Annotated in this window: 18 protein-coding genes and 1 pseudogene; 6 read left to right on the forward strand and 13 right to left on the reverse strand. The window is 65.6% G+C overall.

Annotated elements, in window-relative coordinates; all coding sequences use genetic code 11:
* The first annotated feature begins 81 nt into the window (after positions 1-81).
* Both ACZ92H_RS08885 and ACZ92H_RS08890 read left to right on the forward strand, forming a co-directional pair.
* Positions 82-1,269 carry an MFS transporter gene (locus ACZ92H_RS08885; RefSeq protein WP_465049035.1) on the forward strand — a complete coding sequence of 396 codons (1,188 nt, stop codon included), beginning with the start codon at positions 82-84 and terminating at the stop codon, positions 1,267-1,269.
* A 198-nt stretch (positions 1,270-1,467) separates the two neighbouring features.
* Complete coding sequence (locus tag ACZ92H_RS08890; protein WP_131373471.1) at positions 1,468-3,786, forward strand: NADP-dependent malic enzyme; 2,319 nt, start codon at positions 1,468-1,470, stop codon at positions 3,784-3,786.
* A gap of 52 nt (positions 3,787-3,838) precedes the next feature.
* Here the strand turns inward: ACZ92H_RS08890 and ACZ92H_RS08895 are convergent, their stop codons facing one another.
* The 4 genes from ACZ92H_RS08895 to ACZ92H_RS08910 all read right to left on the reverse strand — a co-directional run bounded on the left by ACZ92H_RS08895 (position 3,839) and on the right by ACZ92H_RS08910 (position 10,297).
* Positions 3,839-4,708: a hypothetical protein gene (locus ACZ92H_RS08895; protein ID WP_465049036.1), complete on the reverse strand. Its 870-nt coding sequence runs from the start codon at positions 4,706-4,708 to the stop codon at positions 3,839-3,841.
* Positions 4,709-4,777: 69 nt separating this feature from the next.
* Positions 4,778-5,614, reverse strand: a complete 837-nt coding sequence (locus ACZ92H_RS08900; protein ID WP_465049037.1) for a universal stress protein — start codon at positions 5,612-5,614, stop codon at positions 4,778-4,780.
* 313 nt (positions 5,615-5,927) lie between these two features.
* A complete protein-coding gene (locus ACZ92H_RS08905; protein WP_465049039.1) occupies positions 5,928-6,944 on the reverse strand; it encodes an HD-GYP domain-containing protein in 1,017 nt (338 codons plus the stop codon).
* Positions 6,941-10,297 (reverse strand): MHYT domain-containing protein, encoded by a 3,357-nt coding sequence (locus tag ACZ92H_RS08910; protein WP_465049040.1) that lies wholly within the window; start codon positions 10,295-10,297, stop codon positions 6,941-6,943. The genes ACZ92H_RS08905 and ACZ92H_RS08910 overlap by 4 nt, the downstream gene beginning before the upstream one ends.
* A 300-nt stretch (positions 10,298-10,597) precedes the next feature.
* On the opposite strand from ACZ92H_RS08910, the gene ACZ92H_RS08915 reads away from it, so the two are divergent.
* On the forward strand, positions 10,598-11,398 hold the full coding sequence (locus ACZ92H_RS08915; RefSeq protein WP_465049041.1) for a class I SAM-dependent methyltransferase: 801 nt from the start codon (positions 10,598-10,600) through the stop codon (positions 11,396-11,398).
* A gap of 16 nt (positions 11,399-11,414) precedes the next feature.
* Here ACZ92H_RS08915 and ACZ92H_RS08920 read toward each other — a convergent pair whose 3' ends face one another.
* From ACZ92H_RS08920 to ACZ92H_RS08930, 3 genes are all read right to left on the reverse strand, one after another.
* Positions 11,415-11,915: a hypothetical protein gene (locus tag ACZ92H_RS08920; protein ID WP_465049042.1), complete on the reverse strand. Its 501-nt coding sequence runs from the start codon at positions 11,913-11,915 to the stop codon at positions 11,415-11,417.
* A 66-nt stretch (positions 11,916-11,981) separates the two neighbouring features.
* The gene (locus ACZ92H_RS08925; protein WP_465049043.1) at positions 11,982-12,728 is read right to left on the reverse strand and encodes a M56 family metallopeptidase; all 747 of its coding nucleotides are present in this window, start codon (positions 12,726-12,728) and stop codon (positions 11,982-11,984) included.
* Positions 12,728-13,144 (reverse strand): GNAT family N-acetyltransferase, encoded by a 417-nt coding sequence (locus tag ACZ92H_RS08930; RefSeq protein WP_131373479.1) that lies wholly within the window; start codon positions 13,142-13,144, stop codon positions 12,728-12,730. The genes ACZ92H_RS08925 and ACZ92H_RS08930 overlap by 1 nt, the downstream gene beginning before the upstream one ends.
* 146 nt (positions 13,145-13,290) lie before the next feature.
* Here ACZ92H_RS08930 and ACZ92H_RS08935 point away from each other — a divergent pair, with 146 nt between their 5' ends.
* The 3 genes from ACZ92H_RS08935 to ACZ92H_RS08945 all read left to right on the forward strand — a co-directional run bounded on the left by ACZ92H_RS08935 (position 13,291) and on the right by ACZ92H_RS08945 (position 14,923).
* The gene (locus ACZ92H_RS08935) at positions 13,291-13,683 is read left to right on the forward strand and encodes an Imm10 family immunity protein (protein WP_131373480.1); all 393 of its coding nucleotides are present in this window, start codon (positions 13,291-13,293) and stop codon (positions 13,681-13,683) included.
* Between the two features lie 69 nt (positions 13,684-13,752).
* Positions 13,753-14,331, forward strand: coding sequence for an NnrU family protein (locus tag ACZ92H_RS08940; RefSeq protein WP_465049045.1), 579 nt, complete (start codon positions 13,753-13,755; stop codon positions 14,329-14,331).
* A 13-nt stretch (positions 14,332-14,344) separates the two neighbouring features.
* On the forward strand, positions 14,345-14,923 hold the full coding sequence (locus ACZ92H_RS08945; protein WP_465049046.1) for a GNAT family N-acetyltransferase: 579 nt from the start codon (positions 14,345-14,347) through the stop codon (positions 14,921-14,923).
* Positions 14,924-15,303: 380 nt separating this feature from the next.
* Here the strand turns inward: ACZ92H_RS08945 and ACZ92H_RS08950 are convergent, their stop codons facing one another.
* From ACZ92H_RS08950 to ACZ92H_RS08975, 6 genes and pseudogenes are all read right to left on the reverse strand, one after another.
* Positions 15,304-15,927, reverse strand: coding sequence for a DUF6624 domain-containing protein (locus ACZ92H_RS08950; RefSeq protein WP_465049048.1), 624 nt, complete (start codon positions 15,925-15,927; stop codon positions 15,304-15,306).
* A 230-nt stretch (positions 15,928-16,157) separates the two neighbouring features.
* Positions 16,158-16,757, reverse strand: a complete 600-nt coding sequence (locus tag ACZ92H_RS08955; RefSeq protein WP_465049240.1) for a DNA-primase RepB domain-containing protein — start codon at positions 16,755-16,757, stop codon at positions 16,158-16,160.
* On the reverse strand, positions 16,754-17,254 hold the full coding sequence (locus tag ACZ92H_RS08960) for an IncQ-type mobilization protein MobB (RefSeq protein WP_465049241.1): 501 nt from the start codon (positions 17,252-17,254) through the stop codon (positions 16,754-16,756). Before ACZ92H_RS08960 ends, ACZ92H_RS08955 begins: the two co-directional genes overlap by 4 nt.
* Positions 17,255-17,582: 328 nt before the next feature.
* A pseudogene (locus ACZ92H_RS08965) lies at positions 17,583-17,996 on the reverse strand (relaxase/mobilization nuclease domain-containing protein); the annotation flags it as partial.
* Positions 17,986-18,378: a plasmid mobilization protein gene (locus ACZ92H_RS08970; RefSeq protein WP_465049049.1), complete on the reverse strand. Its 393-nt coding sequence runs from the start codon at positions 18,376-18,378 to the stop codon at positions 17,986-17,988. The pseudogene ACZ92H_RS08965 and the gene ACZ92H_RS08970, both read right to left, overlap by 11 nt.
* 319 nt (positions 18,379-18,697) lie before the next feature.
* A complete protein-coding gene (locus tag ACZ92H_RS08975) occupies positions 18,698-19,906 on the reverse strand; it encodes a tyrosine-type recombinase/integrase (protein WP_465049050.1) in 1,209 nt (402 codons plus the stop codon).
* Positions 19,907-20,051 lie beyond the last annotated feature (145 nt).

The raw sequence follows: 20,051 nt of genomic DNA on the forward strand, positions 1-20,051 counted from the left end.
TTATGTTAAGATACTTTTCATCGAGTCATATTTTAATGACGCATTAAACCATGTGCCTCCCTGCGAGGCAAGGACTATCCCATGCCATCCGCACGCCCTGCCGCTTCCCCGCTGCCTTCTTCCGCCCTGCTGGTGGCGGCCATCATCCTGCTGGGCTTGAACCTGCGCCCCATCCTGGCCGCCATCGGTCCCTTGCTCGACAGCATCCAGGCCGGCACGGGCATCAGCAACGCCGGCGCGGGCTTGCTGACCACCGTGCCCGTGTTCGCCATGGGCGTGTGCGCCCTGGCTGGCGCGCAGCTGCAGCGCCGCCTGGGCGTGGTGCGCGGCATCGCGCTCGGCATCGCCATCATCGCCTGCGCCTGCGCCTTGCGCTGGCCCTTGCATGGCAGCAGCGGGCTGATCGCCACGGCCGCCCTGGGCGGCCTGGGCATCGCGCTGGTGCAGGCGCTGTTGCCCGCCTTTATCAAGCGCCATTTTCCCGAACGGGCGGGCCAATTGATGGGCTTTTACACGACGGGCATCATGGGCGGCGCCGCCATTGCCGCCGCGTCCGCTTCACCGCTGGCGCAAGGCTGGGGCTGGGATGCGCTGCTGGCGCTGTGGGCCTTGCCGGCCGTAGCGGCCGCGCTGCTGTGGCGCCGCGCGGCGGGCGCGCGCCCGGAAGTGGCGAGCGGCGCGGGCGCCCGTCTGCCCGTGGGCAGCCGCCGCGCCTGGCTGCTGATGGTGTTTTTCGGCATCGGCACGGGCGCCTATACCCTGGTGCTGGCCTGGCTGCCGCCGTTCTACACGGAGCTGGGCTGGAGCGCGGCCGACAGCGGCCTGCTGCTCGGCGGCCTGACCCTGGTGGAAGTGCTGGCGGGGCTGGCCGTTTCCAGCGTCATCAACCGCTTCCCCGACCGCCGCATCCTGCTGTTGTCCGTGCTGCTGGCCGTGCTGGGCGGCCTGGCATGCCTGATCGTGGCGCCTGCGCAACTGGCCATCCCCGCCGTGATATTGCTGGGCTGCGGCATCGGCGCGCTGTTCCCCCTGTCGCTGATCGTCAGCATGGACCACGTGGTTGAGCCGGCCAGCGCCGGCGCCCTGCTGGGATTCGTGCAGGGCGGCGGTTACATCATCGCCAGCAGCATGCCCTTCATTGCCGGGCTGATCCGTCAGCAGTCGTCCAGCCTGGCGCAGGCGTGGATGGTGATGGCGGGCGGCGTGGCGGTGCTGCTGCTGATCGCCTTGCGCTTTGCGCCGGGCACGCGGCTGGCCACGCAACGGTGATTCCTAAAATCAATTAAAAATGGAAATTCGATAGTTTTTGTTGCTATCTTCGTTTGGGCAAGCGGGCGGCCTTACAATGGCAGGTTATGCGTTTTCGTGATATCAGACTGTGGCTAGCGGAAAATACCTAGCTAATTGAAAGAATCGGTCTGATAAAATCCGGAACACCCGATCGATCAAACAGGAAGGCAGCACAGCATGGATTCGTCATCTGATAAAAAAGAAGAATTGCGTCAACAATTGCGCTTGGCCGCACTCGAATATCACGAGTGCCCGCGCCCCGGCAAAATCAGCGTGACGCCGACCAAACAACTGACCAACCAGCGCGACCTGGCCCTGGCCTACTCGCCAGGCGTGGCCGCGCCCTGCGAAGAAATCGTCATCGATCCGGCGAATGCCTATAAATATACGGCGCGCGGCAACCTGGTGGCCGTCATCACCAACGGCACGGCCGTGCTGGGACTGGGCAATATCGGCCCGCTGGCCGCCAAGCCGGTGATGGAAGGCAAGGGCGTGCTGTTCAAGAAATTCGCCGGCATCGACGTCTTCGACATCGAGATCAACGAATCGGACCCCGACAAGCTGGTCGACATCATCGCCTCGCTGGAACCGACCTTCGGCGGCGTGAACCTGGAAGACATCAAGGCCCCCGAGTGCTTCTACATCGAGCGCCAGCTGCGCGACCGCATGAAGATTCCCGTCTTCCATGACGACCAGCACGGCACCGCCATCATCGTCGGCGCGGCCATCCTGAACGGCCTGAAAGCCGTCGGCAAGCAGATCGAGGATTGCAAGCTGGTGGTCTCGGGCGCGGGCGCGGCGGCATTGGCCTGTCTGGACCTGATCGTCGACCTGGGCTTCCCGCTGAAAAACATCTACGTCACCGACCTGGCCGGCGTCGTCTACAAGGGCCGCACGGAACTGATGGACCCGGACAAGGAACGCTTCGCGCAGGACACGCCGCTGCGCACCCTGGCCGAGATCATTCCGGACGCCGACATTTTCCTCGGCGTCTCCGCCGGCGGCGTGCTGAAACAGGACATGGTGCGCAAGATGGCGCCCAATCCGCTGATCCTGGCGCTGGCCAACCCGAATCCGGAAATCCTGCCGGAAGAAGTCAAGGCCGTGCGCAGCGACGCCATCATCGCCACGGGCCGGTCGGACTATCCGAACCAGGTCAACAACGTGCTGTGCTTCCCGTACATCTTCCGCGGCGCCCTCGATTGCGGCGCCACCACCATCACGCGCGAAATGGAAATCGCCGTGGTGCACGCGATCGCCGACCTGGCGCATGCCGAGCAGTCGGATATCGTCGCCACCACGTATGGCATCAGCAATCTGTCGTTCGGCCCTGAATACCTGATCCCGATGCCGTTCGATCCGCGCCTGCTGATCAAGATCGCGCCCGCCGTGGCCAAGGCGGCCGAGGATTCCGGCGTCGCCACGCGTCCGATCAAGGACCTGCAGGCGTACGCGGACAGCCTGCAGCAATTCGTCTACCGCAGCGGCACCTTCATGAAGCCGCTGTTCCTGATGGCCAAGTCCACGCCGGCCGACCTGAAACGCATCGTCTACGCCGAAGGCGAAGAAGAGCGCGTGCTGCGCGCCGTGCAAGTGGTGGTCGATGAAAAACTGGCGCGCCCCATCCTGGTGGGCCGTCCGCCCGTGCTGGAAGCGCGCATCCAGAAGTTCGGCCTGCGCCTGAAGCAGGGCGTCGACTTCGACGTCATCAACCCGGACTTCGACGAGCGCTACCGCGATTACTGGAACACGTACTACGACATGACCAGCCGCAAGGGCGTCACCGAGGAATACGCGAAGCTGGAAATGCGCCGCCGCCACACCCTGATCGGTTCGATGATGATCCACAAGGGCGACGCCGACGGCATGATCTGCGGCACCTTCGGCACCACCCAGCTGCACCTGAAATACATCGACCAGGTGCTGGGCAAGCGCGCCGGCAGCAATGTGTATGCCGCCATGAACGTGCTGATCATGCCGGAGCGCCAGCTGGTGATGGTCGACACGCACGTCAACGAGAACCCGGACGCCGACCAGTTGGCCGAGATCACCATCATGGCCGCGGAAGAGATGACCCGTTTCGGCCTGTCGCCGCGCGCGGCCCTGCTGTCGCACTCGAACTTCGGTTCCAGCGACAGCGCCTCGGCGCAAAAGATGCGCGCCGCGCTGGCCATCATCAAGGAACGCGCGCCGGACCTGGAAATCGACGGCGAGATGCACGGCGATACGGCCCTGGACAGCAAGCTGCGCCACAAGCTGATGCCGAACTCGGACCTCAAGCACGACGCCAACCTGCTGGTCATGCCGAACATCGAGTCGGCCAACATCGCCTACAACCTGGTGAAAACGGCGGCCGGCAACGGCATCGCCGTCGGCCCGATCCTGCTGGGCTGCGCCAAGCCCGTGCATATTTTGACCCCATCGGCCACCGTGCGCCGCATCGTCAACATGACGGCCCTGTGCGTCGTCGACGCCGTGGCGCAGCGCAAAGCCTAAGGGGTTAGCTGTTGCCTGAAAGCCGCGCCATCCGCAGGGAGGCGCGGCTTTTTTACGTGGGCGGCACGGGCAGGGCCGCGGCGGGCGGATGGCGGCGCAGGTAGTAATGGCGGTACAGCATGATCTCGCCCCATACCAGCAGCAGCGCCGCCAGCGCGAACAGGCCCAGCGTGATCTTGAGCGAGTTGAAATAGGCGCCGGCCTGTCGTTTGATGGCGTCGATGAACATCATCGGCACTGACTTGTCGAGTTTGCTGAAGTCGGCATGGCGCGCCACATCGGTGGTCAGGCGCACGGCCAGATCGGTGCCCAGCGCGGCCAGTTCGCCGGTCGCCTGGCCGCGGAAGTTGGCGCCCTTGAGCGCGTCGCCGAGCACGCCAACCCTGGCGATCAGCTGTTCCTGCAGCACCTGCGTCAGCAGCACGCTGCCGCGGCGCAGAATGAATTCATTGATCCAGCGCGCCTTGCTGCGTTCCCAGTAACTGCTTGACGTGGGGCGGTAATACATGCCTTGCACGAAGGGCTCGAGCAGGCTGCGCACGCTGATGGGCTGGCCCGGCGCGATCAGCCTGACCTGCTGTTCCAGGTAGATGCGCAGCGCCGGCATCCGGGCTTCGACCACGGGCTGCAAGTCGCGCTCGAGGGCCAGGTTGACCACGCGGTGCACGCTGTGCACGGCGCCCAACCCGGCACCGAGGAGCGGTAGCGCGAGCAGGATCAGCACGTAGCTGAGCTTGGCCGCCACATGCCAGGCGGTGGGGCGGCGCACCAGCAGGCATTTGCTGGCCAGCTGGTAGCAGATGGCGACGGCCAGCACGCAGCCGGCCGCGCTGCACAGCAGTATCCACGGCAGGGCAGTCCACAGCAGTTCGCCGCCGAACGGCACCAGGCCACTGCCCCAATTGGCGAGTTGTTGATTCATGTACATTGCCTTGCTATGGATAAATAGGCAAGTATACCCATTGTGCAACGACGTGGAGCGCGCCTGGCGTCAGTGCGCCATCAGCACGGGCAAGGTCATCTGGCGCAGAATCGTTTCCGTCACGCCGCCCAGCAGGATTTCGCGGAAGCGCGCGTGGCCGTAGCCGCCCATCACCAGCAGGCCGGCATGCACTTCGGCCGCCATCGCCAGCAGGGCCGCGCCGATGTCGCCCGTGGTGACGGACGGGCGCACTTCCACCTGCACGCCGTGGCGGCTCAGGTAGGCGGCGATGTCGGCGCCCGGATGGCGGGCCGGCTGCGCGTGGCCGGCGGGCGGATGCAGCAGGGCCAGCACCACCAGGCGCGCCGCGCGCAGCAGGGGCAGGGCGTGGCCGATGGCGCGCGTCGCTTCCATGCTGCCATCCCAGGCCACGACGACGGTATTGTCCACCTGCGCACAGTGCCCGCTGCGCGGCACGATCAGCACGGGACGGGCCGCGTTCAGCATCACGTAGGGCACCAGGTCGCTCATGGCGCCGGGCAGCGCTTCGCTGGCATCGTGCTGGCTGAGCACAGTCAGGTGGCTGTAGCGGGCACTGACTGCCATGCCGCCATCTTCGTCGTCCTCGATCAGGCGCCGCTCCAGCGAGACGGCGCCGGCCTGGCGCGCCAGCTTTTCAAACTGGTCCAGCGCCTGTTCCGCGTGGCCGTGCAGGGCGGAGATCTGCGCCGCCACGGCGGCGCCGCGCATGCCGCGGTTGTTCTCCAGGTAAAAGCGCGATACGCCCGTCATCGCCGCGCCGATCAGATGCGCCTGGTGCGTGTGCGCCAGCCGCGCCGCGAGGGCGATGCGCTGCGGCGCATGGCGCGACAGGTCGGCATGCACCAGGATGGATTTGTAAGCCATGTGTTCACCCGTGAATAAAGATGGCAACAAGGCTAAAACGGCAACACGGGCAAGTCCAGCATTGCGGCGGCGGCGGGCGGTTTTGTTTTGCGGAACTTGATGTGGGTCAAAAAAAGACAGCCCGTGACCGTCCACAAGCCAGTTTGCGAGAAATCATGGCTTATTTGATGTGCATCAAAATCTTGCACGGCAGGCCAGCGATAATGGCATTGAACTCCTGGCCCTTCCAGTGGTCTGCATCGGCGCCAGCACCATCGTGTTTGGTACTTCTTTGTGTGACGCAACAACACCGGGCGTGGCGGGAGTTCACTACCTAGGCCAGTTCCTGGCGCTCTTCTTCCGCCCAGCGCAGCCGGATGGCCTCGATGGCGGGCAGTTCCCGAACGAATGCATCCACCAGCCGCGCATCGAAGTGGCGGCCTTTCTGTTCCTGCAAATAGCCGACGGCGTCCGCCACCGGCCAGGCGCGCTTGTACGGACGCACCGAGGTCAGCGCATCGAAGACGTCGGCCACGGCCACGATGCGCCCCGCCAGCGGGATGTCGCCGCCGGCCAGGCCGTTCGGGTAGCCGCTGCCATCCCATTTTTCGTGGTGCGACAGGGCGATCTCGCGCGCCAGCGCCAGCATCCCGCCTGCCGCGTGTTCGCCGATGATGTCGCCGCCGATGCGGGCGTGCGTCTGCATGACCGTCCATTCGTCGGCATCGAGCTTGCCCGGCTTTTGCAGGATGCGGTCGGGGATGCCGATCTTGCCCACGTCGTGCATGGGCGCCGCGTGCAGCAGGTCGTCCGCCTGCGCCTCGTCCATGCCGGCGGCCACCCCCAGCAGACGCGCGTAATGGCTCATGCGGATCACGTGCAGGCCCGTTTCGTTGTCCTTGTATTCGGCGGCCAGGCCCAGGCGCTGGACGATCTGCAGCCGCGTTTCCTTCAATTCCTCGATGCGCACCAGCGACAGGTGCGTGCGCACGCGGGCGCGCACGATGGACGGGCTGAGCGGCTTGGTGATGTAGTCGACGGCGCCCGCCTCGAAGCCGCTCAGCTCGTCGCGCATGTCGCTCAGCGCCGTGACGAAGATGACGGGGATGGCGGCCGTCAGCGGCTCGGCTTTCAGGCGGCGGCAGGCGTCGTGGCCGCTCATGCCGGGCATCATCACGTCGAGCAGGATCAGGGCCGGGCGTTCCTGTTGCGCCAGTGCCAGGGCCCGCGCGCCATCCTTGGCGAACAGCAGCGCGTAATCGTCCTGCAGAATCTGGCGCAGCAGTTGCAGATTGGCCGCCTCGTCATCGACGACCAGCAGCAGGGGCTTGATGGGGCTCGGCACACTCATGGATGCTCCTGTTCCAGCGATTGCAGCAAGTCGTGCAGCAGCGACTGTGCCAGGGAAAAATCGAAGTCGTCGATGGCGCGTTGCAGCGGCGCCAGGCTGGCCGCCTGTCCGCCCAGGGCGCTGTGCAGCTGTGCCTGCGCCGCGTCGTGCAATTCACCGCGCCGCAGGGCTTGCAGCAGGGCGCTGGCGGCTTGCCGCGCGGCAGGCAGGTCGGCTTCGCCCGCCGCCTCATCGACGCTGTCCTGCGGGCTCAGCCTGGCGATGGCGGCCAGCGCCGCCGGCCATTGCGTCAGCAGGGCGCCGGTGATTTCGCCCGGCTGCTGCGCCGTGGCGGGCGTGTCCGTGGTGCACCATTGTTCCAGTGCCGCCAGGCTGGCCGCCAGCTGTTCCAGCCCCAGATTGCCCGCCACGCCGCGCAGCCGGTGGCAAAGGGGCAGGAGCTGCGCATGGTCGCCGGTCTCGATGGCGGCCAGCAGCGCGGGCGGCACGCGGGGATGTTCCTGTCCGAAACGGGCCAGCGCGGCGCGGTAGGCGCTGTCGTTGCCGGCCCAGCGCTGCACGGCGCCCGCATGGTGCAGCACGCGCCGCCCCGCGGGCGCGGCCTGGTCGTCGTTGTCGGCCGCCTGCCCGGCGGGCAGTTCCAGCACGCGCGCGATTTCCTGCGACAGGGCATGCCAGTCGACGGGCTTGGTGGCGAAACCATCCATGCCGGCCGCCAGCGCCGCCTTGCGGTGCGCCTCGAGCACGCTGGCCGTCATGGCGATCACGGGCACGCGCGGACGGCCCGCGCGCAGGGCGTCCGCATGGATGGCCTGGGTGGCGGCCAGGCCATCCATGCGCGGCATTTGCAGATCCAGCAGCAGCAAGTCGAAGTCGTCGCGCTGTGCCAGTTGCAGGGCTTGCTCGCCATCGCTGGCCGTCGCCACCGTATGGCCGCACTTGCGCAACAGCAAGCACAGCAGTTCCAGGTTTTGCGGCACGTCGTCGGCGGCCAGCACGCGCAGCGGCGGCAGGGTCACGCTGCGGCGCTCGCTGGCGGGCAGTGCCGCCTGGCGCGCCGGGCTCAAGGGCAAGGTGACGTGGAACACGCTGCCATGCGGCACGGCGGCCTCCGCGCGGATGCTGCCGCGCATCAGGGTCACCAGCTGCTTGCTGATGGTGGTGCCCAGGCCCGTGCCGCCATAGCGCCGCGTGGTCGACGCATCCGCTTGCACGAACGGTTCAAAGATGGCGTCGCGCCGCTCGGCGGCGATGCCGATGCCGCTGTCTTGCACCAGCAGGTGCAGCTGGCCGCTTTCCTGGCGCGCCGTCAGGCTGACCGTGCCGCGGGCGGTGAACTTGATGGCGTTGTCGAGCAGGTTGCCCAGCACCTGGCGCATGCGCAATTCATCGCCATGCAGCATGGCCGGCAGTTGCGGGTCGTACTCGATTGCCATGCGCAGCCCCTTGGCGCGCGCATTGCCGCCATACGTGGAGGCGAGTTCATCAATGAGTGCCAGCAGGCTGTAGTCGCGCAGTTCCAGCGCCACGGCGCTCTTCTCCAGCTTGGCCGTATCGAGCACCTCGTTGAGCAGGCGCAGCAGCGAGCGGCCCGACTGGCGCACCGTGTCCAGGTGGCGCCGCTGTTCCGGCGTCAGCGGCGAGTCGAGCAGCACATCGGTAAAGCCGAGGATGGAATTCATGGGCGTGCGGATTTCATGGCTCATGTTGGCGACAAAGCTGGCCCGCGTGGCGGCCGCCAGCTCGGCTTTTTCCTTGGCCATGCGCAAGTCTTCCTCCATCTGCCGCCGTTCGCTGATGTCGAGGATGACACCGTCGACCCAGCGCACGGCGCCCACGGGGTCGTGCACCACGGTGCCCCGTTCCCACAGCCAGCGCAGGCTGCCGTCGGCGTGCCGCAAGCGGTACTCGAGCAGATACGGTTCGCCGCTGGCGACGCTGCGGTTGAAGACGTCGATGACGTAGGCGCGGTCTTCGGCAACGATCAGGCCCGTGACGCTCAGGCGCGGCGCGGCGCCGAGGAAGTCGGCGGGCGCATAGCCGGTGATGGCTTCCACGCCGTCGCTGATGAACAGCATGGGCTGGTTTTCCGCCGTGGTGCAGCGGAAGGCGATGCCGGGGATATTGCCGATCAGCGAGCGGAATTGCTGTTCGCTTTCGCGCAGGGCGGCCAGCATGGCGCGCCGTTCGCTGATGTCCGTAATGAACAGCACGTACAGGTCCTGGTCGGCCAGGCGCGCGCTGGCCATCGAGCGCTGCACGGCGACGGGGGCGCCATCCTTGCGCATGTACAGCACTTCCTTGCTGCTGTGAAAGGCGTCGCCTTCGCCCGTGCGCAGGTAGTGCAGCAGCCCTTGCTCTTCCGACTGGCGCACGTCCGTGATCAGCGCGCTGACATGGCGGCCGATGATGTCCTTCTGCTGCCATCCAAGGATGTGCTCGGCGGCGCCATTGAAGGCGACGATGTTGCCCGCCTTGTCGATGGTGATGACGCCGTCGACAGTGCTCGTCAGCAGCGAACGGGTCCAGTTTTCGCTCTGGTTCAGGTGGCGGAACAGTTCGCGGTAGCGCAGCACGCCCACGGCCGAGGCGACGAGGATGGTGAGGGCGATGGTCAGCAGGGTCACGCTGATGACCAGCAGGGGGCGGTCCGCATCGGCGTCATTGCCAGGAGGAACCGTCCCCACGAAGCGCGCGGCGTGCATGCCCATGTAATGCATGCCAGCAATCGCGCAGCCCATGACGCCGGCGCCGATCAGGTTGCGCTGCGCTGCGCCCAGGGTGGCGCTCCAGCCGCGCAGGCCGAAGCGTATCCACAGGGCCACGGTGGCCAGCACCACGGCGACCAGCAGCGACAGGGCAAAGAACCATGGATCGTAGCGCAGCGACAGGCCGACCCGCATGGCGTGCATGCCCATGTAATGCATGGCGCCGATGCCCATGCCCACCAGCAGCCCGCTGCCCAGCAGCCGCGGCGCCGAGACGGCGCGCCGGCTGATGGTCGACAGCGCCACGAACGAGGCTGCCACGCTGGGCACGATGGACAGCAGGGTCAGGCCCGGGGCGTAATCGACGCTGGTGCCCAGCTCGAAGGCCAGCATGCCGATGAAATGCGTGGCCCACACGCCGCAGCCGAGGGCCAGGCTGCCCGCCATCAGGCACAGCAAGTGCAACTGGCGGCTGATGCTCGCCTGCGAGCGGCTGTAGGCCGTCATCTGCAGCGCCATCCATGATGTAAAAATGGCGATCACGAGCGACAGGAGCACGAGCCCCGGCGCATGCCGGCCATGGTGCAGCAGGGCCGGATCGGCGGGGAGATGGAATATTTGCTGGACGCTGGCGGGTATCATCATCAACAGACAGGTAGAGCGTCTTGGCGCTGGAAACAGGATCGGGCCCGGCTGCCGCCACGGGTAGCCGATGCAGATTACCTTACCAGATTTCTGGAAACAAATATCTTATTTGTAATAATATTTAATATCTTGTAATTAACTTTAATGCATGAAATGCAGTTCATTGTGCCGTGGCCCCAAGGGAAACGGCAGACGGCGAATCGAAGTTGCAGTTGGGAATTGTGTGGTTTTTCTACAAACGGCGACACATTTCAAGGTGCCGTGCTACATTCGCGTCCTGTTTTTTCCGAAAGGATGGCGATGCCTTTAAGTAACAACTTCTTGCGGCATAATCAGCAAGCCTGGGATGCCCAGGCGGCACAAAATAGTCCGTGGTCGCGGCCCGTCGACAGCGCCGCCATCGCGGCGGCCCGCGCGGGCCAGTGGCAGATCCATTTGACGCCCGGCCCCTTGCCGGCCGGCTGGCTGGGCGAGGTGCGGGGCCGGCGCATCCTGTGCCTGGCCGCCGCCGGCGGGCAGCAGGCGCCCGTGCTGGCCGCGGCCGGTGCGCGCGTGACGGTATTCGATTTGTCCGACCAGCAACTGGCGAAAGACCGCATGGTGGCCCAGCGCGACGACTTGCAGCTGGCCACGGTGCAGGGCGACATGCGCGACCTGGCCTGCTTTGCCGATGCCAGCTTCGATGTCATCGTCCACCCCGTGTCGAACCAGTACGTGCCCGACATCGCCCCCGTCTGGCGCGAATGCGCGCGCGTGCTGGCCGATGGCGGCGTGCTGCTGAGCAGTTTCTTCAATCCGGCCGTGTTCATCGGCGACCGCGACCCGCATTGGGCGCAACAGGGTTTGATACGGCCGCGTTTCGTGCTGCCGTATTCGGATCTGCAAGATATGCAGCCCGATGCGCTGGCGGCGCGCATGGAAAGGGGAGAGGCGCTGATTTTCGGCCATGGCCTCGACAGCCAGATCGGCGGCCAGCTGGCGGCCGGCTTCGTGCTGGCGGGCTACCACGAGGAAATGCATCCCCAGCCGCGCTTTGAAATGGAAAAGTACCTGCCCAGCTTTATCGCCACGCGCGCCGTCAGGCAGGCGCGCGCCGGGTAGGCGTGCTGCCGGCAGGTCAGTTATAGGGCTGCAAATCCAGCCAGACGGCATACGACAGGCGCTTGCCGTTCCACAGGCCGCCGCCGCGGATGACGGCATCGCACGAGGTCAGCTGGCCCACCAGGTCCTGGCGGCCCAGGTTGCGGCGCAGGCGCAGGGCGTCGTTGTGCGACAGATAGCCGACCAGCTGGCCATCGATGAAGACGGCGATGGCCTTGTCCTGGAACGGGTTGGCATCGTCGCAGACGAGCAGGGCCAGGCATTTTTCTTCCGCGTTGCCGGGACCATGCTCGCCGGCCAGCTTGGCAATCGCGGGCTGGTACATCGACTCGTTTTCCACTTCCGACGCAAAGCGGCCTTCATCGCTCCAGTGGTGCGCGGGCGGGCCGGGCGGGATCGCCGGCACGTACTGGCGTATCGACAGCAGCGGTTTTTGCAGCGGCTGCGCGGCCGTGCGGCCGCTGAAGACGTAATACAGCAGGGCGATGACGATCACGATGGCAAGCAGGTAAAGCATGGTATCTCTCTGATTTCGGGGAAGAATGAGCTGGAAGGCGGAGCGGCTGACGCTGCACTGCCGCTACTATAGCAAGTTCGCCGCCTGGTCCCGGCTAAATCTGCCCATCAGGCGCCGCCGCCGCCGCAGGGCGCGCGGGTCCTTCAGCACGATGGGCGACGCGCCCGTCAAGCCCGAATAATACTGGCCGTGCCGGCGCAGCAGGCTGGCGTAGTCGCGCACGGCATGGCCCTGCGCCAGCATGCGGGCGTCGCAATCGACTTCGATGGCAAAGCGCAGCCGGTGCAACTGCCACCACAGGGGCAGGTTCCACGGCATCAGCACGATGAGGGCATGGGCCAGGGCCAGCAGCTGCGGATCGCGCGCGGCCAGCCGGCATTGTTCGTGCGCCAGCAGCAGCGCCTGTTGCGGGGGCGCGATCAGCCGCAGCCACACGGGCATCACGATGCGCGGACGCAGCCAGCCCGCCACGCAGGGGCCAATGCCGCCGCTCAAGTACACGGGCGTGCCCAGCAGCGTGGCCTGTTGCCAGCGGCGCTGGTGCGACAGCAGCCACAGGCTGCGCAGCGCCAGCAGCATCAGCATGCCCGTCGACAGCATGACACCGCCCAGTTTCAGCTGCGCCTGCTCCGGCGGCAGGGATGCCAGCGCCGCGGGCAGCCAGGGCAGGGGCAGGATGACGGAGGCGGCCATGGCAGCCAGCCATGGCCAGCGCGTGCTGCTGTGGCGCCGTTGCCGCCGGCGCTCGGCCCGCCAGGCGGCGGCGCCCAGCAGCAGTGCCAGCAGGCTGGCGCACAGCAGCCAGACTGGCATCAGCGTACCAGTGCCATGCCGACGGAAACGGGTGCCGTGTGCCTGAAGCCGAACTGCGCGTACAGCGCTTGCGCCTGGCCATCGGCGATCAGGCTGACGTAGGCGCTTGGCGGCACGTCCGTCTCGATGAAGCGCATGATTTCGCCCATGATGCGCTTGCCCAGTCCCTTGCCCTGGTGGGCCGGCAGCACGGCGATATCGGTGACCTGGAAGAAGCAGCCGCCATCGCCGATGATCCTGCCCATGCCCACTATTTCGTCGCCATGCAGGATTTGCACGGCAAACAGCGAGTTCGGCAAGCCCTTGGCCGCGGCATCCGCGGTTTTCGCGCTGAGGCCGGAAGCAACGCGCAAGTGCTGGTAGGTGGAAACGGAAGGGATGGCCAGGCGGGTGGTGTAGGGTGTTGCGGCGCTCAAGATTGTCTCCTGTTAAATGAGTTGTAGCGGCAATTATAGGCGGCGATGCGCTTGCGGGCCGGCACGCTTTATTCGCCGCGCCCTATGTTGTCCGCGCCGCTTTTGCGCTATGGTGGCGGCATCCCTTGAATTGTTGAAAGCACGCCATGTCCGCAGGATTTACCGCCACCGAATTGTCCGTCCTCCATGAAGACGACGCCCTGATCACCACCCTGGCCGCGCCCGCCGCCAAGGGCGAACCCGTCTACCTGATGCTGCAGCGCGCCGACGCCTACGACGAGCAGGACGTGGCGCTGGGCATGGATGAGCCGTACATCGAATACTGCGGCCAGGAATTTGCGTGGTATGGCCACATGCACGCCGTGATCCTGCATCCGAACCGCCTGTCCGTGCAGATGGATGCCGAGGCAGCCATGCAGATGGACGACGACGGCCAGATCGACGTGCGTTTCAATCTGGCGCCGGAGCGCTACGCCCAGCTGCAGCAGGCGCTGCGCACCACGTTTGAAGGCTGCGATTACTATCGCGAGGAACGTTGATCTGCATGGACGGCGCCGGCCATGGCGTCGTATATGCTCGCCAGTTGATATGGACTGCGGGAGAATGTCATGACGGTGCTGATACTCGGCTTGCTGCTGTTCCTCGGTGTGCACTCGGTGCGCATCGCCGCCGATGGCTGGCGCAGCACCCAGCTGGCGCGCCTTGGCGAACGGCGCTGGAAGGGGCTGTATTCGCTGCTGGCGCTGCTCGGCCTGGGCCTGATCATCTGGGGCTACGGCCTGGCGCGCCAGCAGCCGCAGGCGCTGTGGACGCCCCCGCCGGGCATGCGCCACCTGAGCGGCTTGCTGATGCTGTTCTCGCTGATCCTGTTAGCGGCGGCCAATATGCCGCGCAACCGCATCAAGACCCTCGTGCATCACCCGATGCTGCTGGGCACGCAGCTGTGGGCCGTGGCGCACCTGCTGGCCAATGGCAGCGTGGCCGATGTCGTGCTGTTCGGCAGTTTCCTGATCTGGTCGCTGGCCGACCTGCGTTCCGCCGTGCAGCGCGACCGCGCGGCCGGCGTCACCTACCAGGGTGGCACGGCAGCCGGCACCCTGGCCGCCATCGGTGCCGGGGGGGCGCTGTGGCTGCTGCTGGCGTTCTGGCTGCACGGCGTGCTGTTTGGCGTGCGGCCGTTTGCATAAGCGGATGGAACAAATGAGGGAGATTGCCTTGCGCGGCCAGTTGGTCGACTTGCTGCCCATGCAGGCGGACCATGCGCCGCAGCTGCTGCAGGCGGCCGCCGATGGCGAACTGTGGAACATGAGCGTGACCGTGGTGCCGGGACCCGGGACGATCGCCCGCTACGTTGCCACGGCGCTGGAAGGCCGGCGGGCGGGCACGGTCATGCCTTTCGTCATCGTGCAGAAATCCACGGGCGCCATCGTCGGCAGCACGCGCTTCTGGAAAATCGACGGGCCGAATCGCAAGATGGAAATCGGCCATACCTGGCTCAGTGCTTCCGTGCAGCGCACGGGCGTGAACACGGAAGCGAAATGGCTGCTGCTGACGCACGCCTTCGAGGCCATGCAGGCCGTGCGCGTGCAATTGACCACCGATGAACTGAACGCCACATCGCGCGCCGCCATCCTGCGCCTGGGCGCCGTGCAGGAAGGCATCGTGCGCCACGAACGCATCATGCCGGACGGGCGCAAGCGCAACTCCGTGCGTTTCAGCATCATCGATACGGAGTGGCAAGCGGTGAAGGCGGGACTGGAGAAAAAGCTGGGACGCTAACGTAAAAAAACCCGCAACATCTGGCGATGGGCGGGTTTCAATCAGTACTGCTTGGTGTTCTATGGTGCGGGAGCCGGAATCGAAAACTGCTATGAGAATTCAGCAAATATCCAAAAATACCATCATAAATACCATCATTGGAGAAAAAGTTCTTCGTTACCATTCCATTTGGAGCGGTTGCTGGTGACTTCAGACAAATAGTCTAGTACAAAAAAAGTCAAATGCTAGCACTCCCGATGAATTTTTTTGATTTTGTATTTTCCTTCCAGCAAACATCGGTAGTGAGGGAACGCTTTCTTGAAAAGCATGGCCGAAAATTGCTGCGATTTTTTTGAGGCGACGGCCTTTCTATTGCGGTGTCCGCTTACGCCCCAAAGCAGTCATTCGATTTTGCGCTCACCCGGCGGACAGTCGGGCGGAATAAAATGCCTACGTGCTTCTGCCTCATATTCCTCAAGGCTCTGTAGTCCAATCGCCAGGCGGCGATGATTGACCAACGCTCGGTCATCTACCTGGTCAAGCACTAAATGGCAGCGATCAGTCCGTGAGAATTGTGTTCCATATTCTTGTGGACGGTGTTCGTTGGCCGCGATGCGGTCAGCCAGATAGGCAAGATCACGTGGTGCTGCAATACCAGCTTTGACAGATGCGTCTAAAAGTCCCCTCGCAAGGCGTTGGAACACCAAGTCGCTATCTGCGTGCTGAGCTAACAACCAAGCGCTGTGACTGTCTTTGCTCGTTTTCGGCCAGCCGCATGCTGCAATGATTTGCTTGAATTGCTTTAGATTTTCACTATCGATAATTTGCCAGCGCTGTTGTAGAGCATCCCTCTGGTTGGTAGCGGCATTGGGGTCTTGCTCAAGCACCTCGGACTCTTGTCGGATTTGCTGGTCTGCACTGGCAAGCTCGTTTAGATGCGCGCCGACATTCTCACAGCCAGGTTGACGAGCTGCTGCGTGCAAAGCAAAGACAAACAAACCGCAAAAAAACAATTGTTTTTTCACTAACATCCTTTCAAGTTCGGTGGCCCAATGTCCGCTTTTGGCCGCTTGCCGCCGTTAGCTAATTAAAGCCGTAGCCGACAAGCGCCCCCGAGAATAGCAAATTGCCAAACCGAAAACTACACGCATTGTCACGCCCTGGCAAATGCCTTGCCCATGCGCCAGACGGTCGAATTCATGCCGAAATGCAATCGGTAACGCGGCTGCTGGGGCCGCCAGCACCAGCATGCCGATTATCTGGCGCGCCCGCTTGAGCGTTTCCGGATGGCGCCCTGCGGCATGGTCCGCCTGGGCGGCGGTGGCAGGCCCGGCAGGTGCGCCATGCGCTCCAGGCAGGGCGCTGCGGCGGTTGCCACTGTTCCGCCCGATGCCTGCAGCAGCGCATAGCGTGCCGCTGGCCCTTCGGCCATGTGCGGTGCGTGGCAGGTCAATCCGGCCAGCGCGCCAAATTCGGCGACCGTGATGGCGCTGCCACTGCGGCAAAGGTCGGACGCCAGGCGGGATGCCGCCTGGCCGCGCAAGGCGTCGGCGACTGGGTGCCTGGACAGTTTGATCCAGGCCTGGAAGCGGCCATGCTGCACTTCGACCACGGCGGCGCTCTGCCAGCCGCGCGCGTCCAGACGCTGCAAGTCTGCCTCTTGCAGGCCGTCGAGCAGCAGCAGGCCATGCGGGCCTGCGGGGCGCAGGGTGACGTCGTAGCCGCGCGCATTCATGCGCTTGAGCCAGGCCAGGCTGCGCAGCAGTTCCAGCCCGCTCCACTGCCGCGTCTCTTGCTTGCCGTCCCTTGCCTGCACCAGCCTGACGACGAACTGCGCGCAGCCCAGTGCCGTCATTTGCCCGCGCACGGCTTCCAGGCTGCGGTCGCGGGCCGGATCAGCGCGGCCAGCTGCTGCGCGTCCAGCACGTTCTGCAACCTGGGGGCAGGTGCCAGACAGAGCCACAATGCGCTGGCGAGCAGCCCCGTCATCGTGCCCACCAGCGTGGCCAGCAGGTACTGGCGCTGCGACAGCGTACGGCTGCTGCAGTCGATTGCCTGGGCGCTCTCGCGCGCCGCCTGTTCCGCGCTGCGCCAGGCGCTCGTCGCCGCCTCGATCTGGCGCCGGAACTGCTCGCCCTGGCGCGTGCCATCGAGGCCCAGCTGCTGCATCGTCTGGCGCGTCTCGTCCGTCAGGGCCGCCATCGCCTGCGCCAGCGGCTCCAGGGTCGCCGCCAGCTCCTCGGCGCTGGCCAGCTTCGCCTGGTGCAGCTGCGCCATTTTGCACGCCAGCGCGTCCAGTTGCGCCGTGTTCTCGGCAGTGGCCAACTGCCGCAAGGTCTCGCTCTTTGTCATAGTGGACTCCTCGTTTCGCCAAACCCATCGGGCTGTATCCGCGTCCCAGGTCGCTGCCCTTCATCAGCACGCCATCGAGGCGGTAGGACAGGCCCGCCAGGGTGCTGTCATGGCGCTGCGTCACCGGCACCAGGGCCACGCCCGCCGCTGCCAGGCGCTGCATGAAAGCGGTGAAACTGGCGCAGCCGGTGATGGCGGCGTCGCACAGTTGCTGCAGCCGTTGCCGTGTCGAGGCGATGCCGGTGCGCAGGCCCGCCTCGATCTCGCCCCGGCTCGCCGCGCGGCGCGGCGCCTCGACGGAGGGGCGCAGCTGCTGCAGGCCGAAGTCGCGTTCGACGGCGCGCATGATGCTTTCCTGGCGCCGGTAGTCGTGGCTGTCGCTGGTCACGCCGCCATCGCAGCGGACGCGGTTGACCAGCAGGTGCACGTGCTCATGCCGGGTGTCGGCATGGCGCGTCAGCAGGTACTGGTTGTCGTCCAGGCCCATGCCCGCCAGATAGCGGCCCGCGATCTGCGTCCACTGGGCGTCGGACAGCTGCTCTCCCGGCGCGGCCGACAGCGATACGTGCAGCACCGCCTTGCCCAGGCCTGGGCGCAGCTTGCGCACGGCGCCGAATTCCTGCGCCAGTTCGCGCGGCGTGCGGCCGGTCATGTTGGTGTCGATCACGCGCGCCTGCTCCTTGCCCAGGTCATACGCCAGCACGCCGCGAAAGCCGCGTCCCTTGATGGCCTTAGCGATCACCGTCCTGCTCCTTCACGCCCAGCAGTGCCAGCCGCAGGCGGCGCGTTTCCGCGATCAGCCGCTGCAGCAGGGCGTCGGCCACGGCGACGCGGCCGCCCTCGTTGGCGAGATGGGTCAATTGATTCAGGTTGGACGCCAGGCGGGCCAGTTCCACGTAGTGTTCGCGGTTGATGGCGGCGACGGGCGGCGAGGGCAAGGCGCGCGCCAGCGCTGCGGCGCGCAGCCATTGCGCGGGACGCATCTGCATGCGGGCGGCGCGTTCCAGCAGCGCCGCATGTTCGGCGGCCGACACGCGCACGCCGATGGTGGCGCCGCGCACGGCGGCCGGGTCGCCTTTCGGGCGGCCGCCTTGTCGCTTGCTTGGCGTGGTTTCGGCGTGCATCGATGCTCCTGGCGTGGTGGGCGAGCGCAGCGAGGATGGCCCCGCAGGGCAAGCCGGTTTGAGCGAAGCGAAAACATGGCTTGCTCCTCGCCAGCCCACGCGCTCGCGGCTCCCCGGTCTTTAATGTAGGCGCGTGCCCGCCGCTTTCCTTATGCGATATCAAACAGCGCGGGCGCTGTCGCGAAACAGGACGAAGGCGGATGCGGGTGGACGCACGCCGTGTCGCCCATCGTGGCGCGGCGGCGACAGGCATGCGTCTCGCCGCACCTGTTCCGGCCAGCGCCGCCGCTGGTTTTCTTTCTCCATGCGGGCGTCACCGTCAGGCTGGCGGCGTGGCGACGCCGTCGCGCAGGGCGTCGAGATAGTCGGCCCAGCGCTGCATCATGGCGCGGCGCGCAGGCAGGTGCGCCGTGCGGTTGTAGGCGCGCCCGTTCGGGTCGATGACGCTGTGCGCCAGCTGGTGCTCGATCAGGTCCACGCGCTCTTGCAGCACTTCGTCGAGGATGGTGCGGGCCATGGCGCGGAAACCGTGGCCGGTCATGACTTCCTTGGCATAGCCGAGGGAACGCAGCGCCGCATTGATGGTGTTTTCGCTCATGCAGCGCTGGCCGCCGCGCAGGCCGGGAAACACGTAGCGGCCTTCGCCGGTGACAGGCTGCAGCGCGCGCAGGATCGCCACGGCCTGTGTCGGCAGCGGCACCAGGTGTTCGAGTTGCATTTTCATTTTCCTGGCCGGGATGCGCCACTCGGCGGCATCGAGATGGATTTCGCTCCATTCGGCGGCGCGCAGTTCGCCGGGACGCACGAACAGCATGGGCGCCAGTTTCAGCGCCGCCACCGCCGTGACATGGCCGTGGTAGCCATAAATGGCGCGCAGCAGCGGCGCGACATCGCCCGGTTCCGTCAGTGCCGGGTAGTGCGTTCTTGGCACCGGCGTCAATGCGCCTTTCAGGTCTGCCGTGACGTCGCGCTCGACGAGGTCCATCGCCACGCCGAAGCGCAGCACCTGGCCGCACAGCTGCTTGATGCGGTGCGCCGAATCGATCGCGCCGCGCGCCTCGACGCGCTGCACCACGCGCAGCACGTCGCGCGGGCGGATGGTGTTGAGCGGCATCTTGCCAAGATACGGGATGACGTCGCCTTCGAGCCAGTTGCCGACTTTCTTTTGCGTACTGGCGCTGCCGTTGCGCTGGATGGTGAGCAGCCACTGGCGTGCCAGCTTGTCGAAGGTGTTCAGGGCGGCGCTGCGCTGTTCGGCCTTCTGCGCGCGCTTGACGGCGTTCGGGTCGATCCCTTCGGCCAGCGCCTGGCGCGCCTCTTCGGCCTTGCGCCGCGCCTGGGCCAGGCTCACGCGGGGGTAGACGCCCAGGGCCAAGGTCTTTTGCTTGCCTGCATGGCGGTAATTCATCCGCCAGTATTTTCCCGTTCGGGTAACCAGCAGGTACATGCCGTACAGGTCGGGATACTTGTCGCCGCTGGGCGTGCCCTGGTAGACGGCATGGCGGATAAACAGATCGGACAGTGGCATGGCGCACTCCCTGATGGTATTTTTTTAGAGAAAATCCTAAATCCAGCAAAAAGTACCAACAAAGTTCATGGCTTTTAATGTACGCCGATGGACAAACACGGACAACAAAAAACCCGCGCTCCTATGACGAAGGCGGGTTCCTGGA

This window comes from Janthinobacterium foliorum, from assembly GCF_978021625.1.